Below are 6,713 nucleotides of genomic sequence, written 5' to 3' on the forward strand. Positions count from 1 at the left end.
TCTTCGGCTCAGACCACGGTGGTGAGCGGGGAGCGTTGCTGTACAGTCTGATCGGGACGTGCAAACTGAACGGCGTGGATCCAGAAAGCTACCTTCGCCATGTCCTTGACGTCATAGCTGACTGGCCGGTCAACCGGGTCAGCCAGCTGCTACCCTGGCGCATCACACTGCCAACTGAATAACACATCCCCGTCAATACGGTTCTCGCTGTACGCTTACCAACATGTAGTATGTCGTTGAAAGTTAGTGCCTGACCGCACTCGGGGCACTTGAATTTGATGCTATTCATAGTTGCAAGTCCATTTGATATTGTGCTCTTTCTCTTCGACCTTATCAGAAGGACTGTCTTGTCGCTACAAAACGGTAACGGATGGCTTGTGAATGAGCGCTAACCAACTGTCAGCACTCAGAAAGGGTGTTGAGGCGAAACTGGCATGTCGCTGCAAGCCTAGTGATACCAATGTAATTTATTGATATTTAACTTATGTTGTGCGAAAACCCATTACTCGCACCGCCAGAACGACCTCAGGGCGTTTCTGGCAGGAAACAGGAAAAACAGGCAACAAACCACCCGAAAACCCGCCAGAAACGTCCCTGATAAATGTTAACTATGTTGCATGGCTATGCAGGAAAATGAATGGCACTGAATCTGAAGGTAAACAGTCAGCAAAAGCATGATTTCAGGTAGTTTACTTCCACTTAACGCTCCAATTATGATGTGCTTCTGTCATATTCCCAGAGAACGTCAACGATGCGCTCAGCACGCCTTTTATCATCTGTAATACCGTTGCTTCTGGTAGCCTGTACCACAACAAAATCAACTGAGTTGGGTAAACCAACAGCCTCATCAGAAAAATCAGTAGATCTATTAGGGGATCTACGTGCCGGGCCGAATGCACCTGAAGCAAAAAACCTAACACCTAAACCATAAGCAACAGGGTAATAAGCGGAACTTCCCTAAATAATCTGTTTTACGATATCAGCCTATGGTCGGACCGTCATAACCCCGTTGCCGCTGAGAACGCTCCAGCTCCAGCACTTTTTCGTGCTGTTGTTGCTGAGACATCTGTTCGGCGGCTACCGCCATCTCATGACGCTGCACGACTCAGTTGCCCACTCAAGCGTTGCAATAGCTTTCGCTAATCGCGTGTGTTGGTGCAATATTTGCCGCTGCCAGCGGCTGCGATCAGGCAAATCTTTTTCATTGAGTTTGTTTTTTTATGTGAATTGTTCGCACATCACTCCCCGCATACAATTTGCAGGTATGACGGTTTGGCCGTGGTTCCGATTCTGCAATGCCGCCGTTGGCTAAATTAAAATCCATATGCCCGGATACGGACGCGTTTAGCGTAGCGGGGGAGCCGTCAACCGAGAGGATCATGCAATCCGCATCTATTTCTACGGTGTGCTCGCCAATTTTGTACAGTCGACCAGCGGGCTGGCCATCGTCGGCCATTGCGAACGTAATACCTGCCGCCACTATGGCGGCTATCAGTAAAGTCTTTTTCATAATCTTGCCATTAGCGCAAAGGAAATTGTTAATGATGGTCAATTATTGACCTTGACGTACAATAATTTTCGATATCCAAACTAACCCCTTATAGTGTGACATGCAAGATAGCTGCTCTCCAGGACATGCCAAATGAGTGGAAAGATCAGTACCGTAAGGGAGAGCGACGGAGGACTTTACTTTTGCTGCGGGATAAGCGTCCAGCGGATGGTTTCCATCAGAAGTTGATAGTGCACAGACGGGCTTTTATCCAGCCGCAAACCCTTCTCCCAGCATTCATCCGAAAATTTTTCCGCTTCATTACCGTTACGCTCTATAGGCAGTGGAAAAAAGAGCGCGTATGGTATCTGGACACACTATAGCACCCTCGCGGATCAATGATGGAGTCGCATAAACAGGAACTATTGTTTTTTACAAATGATAAAAATATTCAAATCTGGCATGAACCAGGCATCAACAACCTGAAATTAATACTGAATAGGGAACAGGGATTATGAGTTTTTTTCTTAAATCATTAGCCGCAGGTGTTTTTACGATAGCCAGCTTCAGTGTTGGGGCTACAACTGCTCCTGTTTTAGACACAACGCCACAGATGGCCTATGAGGATATCTCTCGCTCCTTAACTGAATTGCAGCCGATTACGTTTCAGTCTGGAGTGGAAAAATATAAAATATTAGTTTTTGTAGATAATCAATGTGTTTATTGCAGCTATGTTGTAAAAAACATCAAGAAATACACTGATGCAGGGCTGACTATGTCATTTCTGACGGTGGTTCCATCATCCATCAAAGACTCAGTCATTGAAGATATGGGACGAGTATGGTGTGCATCAGATCGTCAGAAAAGTTTTCAAAATGCGATGGCCGGTTTTTTGCCAGACAATGATAGCTCAGAAAAATGTAAAAATCTGGTGATTAAACAATCTGAACTTGCTGATAGACTGGGCGTTACAGTAACTCCTGCTATGGTAGTGCTGGAGCCGTCTGTGCATACTTTCCTGGGTAGTGTTTCTCCAGATAAAATTCTCTCTGAACTCCAGTAAAAGGACTAAGCGAATGGTTACCTGGAGATGAAAACTGGAGTTTCACATGAATTTAAGAGCGTTCTCAGCCCCCATACTCACCCTGGTGCTACTTATAACAGCCTGTTCAAACCATACTCAAAAAACAAACGTCAGGGTAATGCCCGGCAACGATAAATCAGCGGAAGTTGATGATCTTTTAGGTAACCTAGGGTCTCCAACATTTCCCCCGGAGCATTCAAAAATAGTCGTATATGCAGCACAAATACGGAATGCCATTGTTGCCGAAATGTACGAACCCGATGCGTATAAAGGAAAAACCTGCTCTATTCGTATCTATCTTCAGCCTGATGGTTCAGTGAACAGTGCGACAGCAAAAGAGGGTGATGCAAAATTGTGTAAAGCAGCCATTTCAGCGATTACACGAGCGAAAATACCCGCCGCACCAGATAACGAAACATATCAGAGGGTCAAAAATGCCGCTCTTGATTTCAGACTATAGAAATGAAGTTTGAGGTGGTTATTGAGGAAATGCCCTATTGTGATCTATCCGTAATCCGTTTTTTCATCGCAAAGGTCGGGTTGTTGCAGCGACACTGATATGTCGCTGCAAGCTTTGCGATCTCAATGTAATTGACTGATATTTAACATAAAACGCATTAAGCGCACCAATACTGTAATGGCTCAATAGTAATGTCCGCCTGTGGCTCAATTCAGATGTCCGCGCTATGGTAAGCTTCACTGGTCCGTTTAAACTACCGGGAGGCATATCATGAGCGCAGAAAGCTCAGGAGTGTTTACTTTGAAAGAGATCAACCGGATCAAGATTATACAGGACGTCATTGAACGTCGCATCACAACGCGCCGTGCGGCCGAGCACCTCGGTATCAGCGACAGGCAATGCCGCAGACTTCTTGCCCGTTACCGTGAAGGCGGACCGCTTGGTATGGCCAGCAGACGATGTGGCATGCGTGGTAACCGCCAGTTGCCACCCGGGCTCGCAGATCAGGCTCTGGAACTGATCAAGACGCGTTATGCTGATTTCGGTCCGACTCTGGCGCGTGAAAAGCTCGAAGAACTCCACGGACTGTTTCTTGGCAAAGAAACTGTCCGGCGCATCATGGTGCGGGCTGGCTTATGGGTTCCCCGTAAACAACGTGCCGCAAGGATCCCTCAACCACGGTACCGGCGTCCGTGTACTGGTGAGCTGATACAAATAGATGGCTGTGATCACGACTGGTTTGAAGGCCGTGGCCCGGCCTGCACCGCGCTGGTCTATGTTGATGATGCAACCAGCAAACTGATGGAACTGTTGTTTGTTAAATCGGAGTCCACGTTTTCTTACTTCGAAGCCACGCGGCGCTATATCGATAAGCATGGTAAACCGCTGGCACTGTACAGCGATAAAGCCGGTGTTTTTCGTGTTAACAATAAACACGCCACAGGCGGAGACGGGCATACTCAGTTTGGGCGAGCCATGCATGAACTGAACATCCAGACTATCTGTGCAGAAACCAGTCCCGCCAAAGGGCGTGTAGAACGAGCTCACCTCACTTTACAGGATCGTCTGGTCAAAGAGCTGCGGTTACAGGGCATTTGTTCAATGGAGGCTGCAAATGACTTCGCTGAGGCCTATATGGCTGACTATAACCGCCGTTTTGGCAAAGTACCGCGACATGATTTTGACGTACACCGTGCTGTAGAACATGATGAGGACCTGGGGCTTATTTTCACTGTTCGTGAAAAACGTAAAGTCTCAAAATCGTTGACGATACAATATGATAAAATGTTGTACCTGATTGAAGACAGCGAACTGAGTCGCCGTGCAATAGGTAAATATATCGATGTGTATCACTATCCTGATGGCAGAAAAGAGCTGCGCCTGAACGGTACGCTACTTCCCTACTCTACCTACGACCGACTGTCAGAAATCGACCAGGGCGCGATTGTCGATAACAAGCGTCTTGGCCGAACCCTGGAGTTTATCAGTCTGGTGCAGAGCAAGCGGGATAACACGCGCTCTCAGTCAATTCCCGCTGGAGATGGCCCTTCCCGACGACGGCCAAAGCAGGAAGGGAAGAAATCCCAGCGCTCACTGGATAATGATGACATGCTCGAAGCACTCAAACAGCTTCAGTCACGTTCAGAGGACATTTTTGGTAAAAGAGCCCGCTGATGGTACTCACTGGCCGGACAGTGGTTGCTCACCAGTTGATATTGTCCGGCCAGACCCATGATGTATTATTCATTTCGTTCAGCATCTTTATGTCCTGCTTTTCACGGGCATACTTACCCCATAATGAATGAAAAGAACGAACAATACTGATTAACTGCTTTTTTCTTTGCTCCGGAGATAGGCTGATAAAATAGCAGCACCTGCTGTCAATATTATCCTCAATGAAATTAAAATCAGAGTCTGATGCATATTTTACTGTTAGCATAATATCATTCGACGTTGTTCTCTCAGACTCTGTTAATGCTGATTCTATCAGGTATTCAAAGGCATACATGACAGACAGCTGGTTTTTGTCTGTCTGAATATAACCCATTGAGTTTCTGAGTATTGAGGACTGTACCAGGACCAGAGGCCATAAAAGCTCAACACCATAAAGCTTATATGTATCATGTTGATCATACTGATGTTGCTCAACACGACGATTACCTTCCCGTGCTTTACGAATATCATAGGCAAGGGATAACATAAATCCGTCTTTAACTTTAATCAGTGGGCTTTCATCCACGATGTAATGAATGAGTTCATGTAATTCATTCAGGGCTTCTGAATCTCCCCACAGTATAAAACCTGCATTGTTCGGCGTTAACTCGTATCGAAGCATGGGCTCAATCATCCTGTTGTTTCAGTCGGAGGAAAGTCTATCAGTAAAGAGAATGAGAGATCAAAGTGGTCATTTTAATTGAGCTGGATAACGGACATTTCAATTGAGCCTTGACATGTATTGTCAGCACAAAGCGTTATTGTCGTCTCAGCACAATTCACACGCGTCGTGTACGCTAAGCCTTCATTTTGCTCAGCACAGGACCGCGATCTTATGTTGGTGACTATGACAGACAAAGAACTTTACCGGCTTGGCATCATTCAGCGAGTATTTGAACGGGCTTTGCTTCAGCGCGACGCAGCAGACATACTTAAGCTCAGTGTTCGTCAGGTGCAGCGTCTTGTGCGTCTGTACCGGACAGATGGCGCAACCGCATTTGCATCTTCCCGCCGTGGACGTCCTGCAAACAACCGGATCGATGAAGAAACACGCTGTAAAGCCCTGGATTTGATCCGGTGCCACTATTCAGATTTTGGCCCAACGCTCGCAACCGAAAAACTGGCTGAACGCCATCATATATATCTCTCCGTTGAAACCATCCGTAACTGGATGACAGCCGACGGTCTCTGGCGTCCTCATTCCCGCCGGCGAACCCGGGTTTACCAGCCGCGCTATCGTCGCGACTGTTTCGGCGAACTGGTTCAGATCGATGGCTCTCACCATGACTGGTTCGAAGGAATAGCCCCAAAATGCTGTCTTCTGGTCTTCATGGATGACGCCACAGGTCGCCTGATGCACCTGCGATTCTGTGATTCAGAAAACGCGTTTGACTACATGATGGCTACCCGGCAATACATTGATAAACATGGTAAACCTGTCGCATTTTACAGCGACAAGCATGCGGTGTTCAGGGTCAGCGGACCCGAGAGCCGACGTACCGGCACAACCCAGTTCGGACGGGCTCTCCGGGAACTGGCGATCGAATTGATTTGTGCCAACAGCAGCCAGGCAAAAGGTCGCGTGGAACGGGTAAATAAAACGCTCCAGGATCGCCTGATTAAAGAGATGCGCCTGCAGAACATCAGCTCGGTTGCTGAAGCCAATCAGTGGATTGAACATTTCATGTCTGATTTTAACCGTCGTTTCTCCCGGCCGGCAAAATACCCTAAAGATCTGCACCGTCCGGTCACACAGAGTCCACTGGAGCTGAATGATATCTTCGCCTGGCAGGAGCTGCGGACCTTATCGAAAGCACTGACTTTTCAGTATGATAAAGTCATGTATATCATTGAACCCACCGAACAAAATACGCGCATAGCAGGTGAAAAAATTACCGTTTATGATTACCCTGACGGAAGCATTACTTTCCGGCATCAGCACCGGCCACTGGGTTATAAGATTTTCG

7 protein-coding genes are annotated in these 6,713 nt (G+C 47.2%); 5 read left to right on the plus strand and 2 right to left on the minus strand.

Annotation, left to right across the window (positions count from 1 at the left end; genetic code table 11):
* On the plus strand, positions 1-182 hold a 182-nt coding region (locus MKS11_RS26885), incomplete at its 5' end, for a transposase domain-containing protein (RefSeq protein WP_284109788.1).
* Positions 183-1,201: 1,019 nt separating this feature from the next.
* Here MKS11_RS26885 and MKS11_RS26890 read toward each other — a convergent pair.
* The gene (locus tag MKS11_RS26890) at positions 1,202-1,552 is read right to left on the minus strand and encodes a hypothetical protein (protein ID WP_226618053.1); all 351 of its coding nucleotides are present in this window, start codon (positions 1,550-1,552) and stop codon (positions 1,202-1,204) included.
* 451 nt (positions 1,553-2,003) lie between these two features.
* Between MKS11_RS26890 and MKS11_RS26895 the strand changes: the two genes are divergently transcribed.
* The 3 genes from MKS11_RS26895 (at position 2,004) to MKS11_RS26905 (ending at position 4,707) form a co-directional block, all read left to right on the plus strand.
* Entirely contained in the window at positions 2,004-2,552 is a 549-nt protein-coding gene (locus MKS11_RS26895; protein ID WP_001567366.1) for a thioredoxin fold domain-containing protein, read from the plus strand.
* Positions 2,553-2,598: 46 nt separating this feature from the next.
* Positions 2,599-3,033, plus strand: coding sequence for a cell envelope integrity protein TolA (gene tolA, locus MKS11_RS26900; RefSeq protein WP_001567367.1), 435 nt, complete (start codon positions 2,599-2,601; stop codon positions 3,031-3,033).
* Between the two features lie 270 nt (positions 3,034-3,303).
* The gene (locus MKS11_RS26905) at positions 3,304-4,707 is read left to right on the plus strand and encodes an ISNCY-like element ISKpn21 family transposase (RefSeq protein WP_001567368.1); all 1,404 of its coding nucleotides are present in this window, start codon (positions 3,304-3,306) and stop codon (positions 4,705-4,707) included.
* A gap of 28 nt (positions 4,708-4,735) precedes the next feature.
* Here MKS11_RS26905 and MKS11_RS26910 read toward each other — a convergent pair whose 3' ends face one another.
* Entirely contained in the window at positions 4,736-5,368 is a 633-nt protein-coding gene (locus tag MKS11_RS26910; RefSeq protein WP_001567369.1) for a DUF6904 family protein, read from the minus strand.
* A gap of 225 nt (positions 5,369-5,593) precedes the next feature.
* Here MKS11_RS26910 and MKS11_RS26915 point away from each other — a divergent pair.
* Positions 5,594-6,713, plus strand: a 1,120-nt coding sequence (locus MKS11_RS26915) for an ISNCY family transposase (RefSeq protein WP_284109791.1), incomplete at its 3' end; no start/stop codon positions are given.

Source organism: Klebsiella sp. K5-45, from assembly GCF_030128605.1.
Classification (GTDB): domain Bacteria; phylum Pseudomonadota; class Gammaproteobacteria; order Enterobacterales; family Enterobacteriaceae; genus Klebsiella; species Klebsiella quasipneumoniae.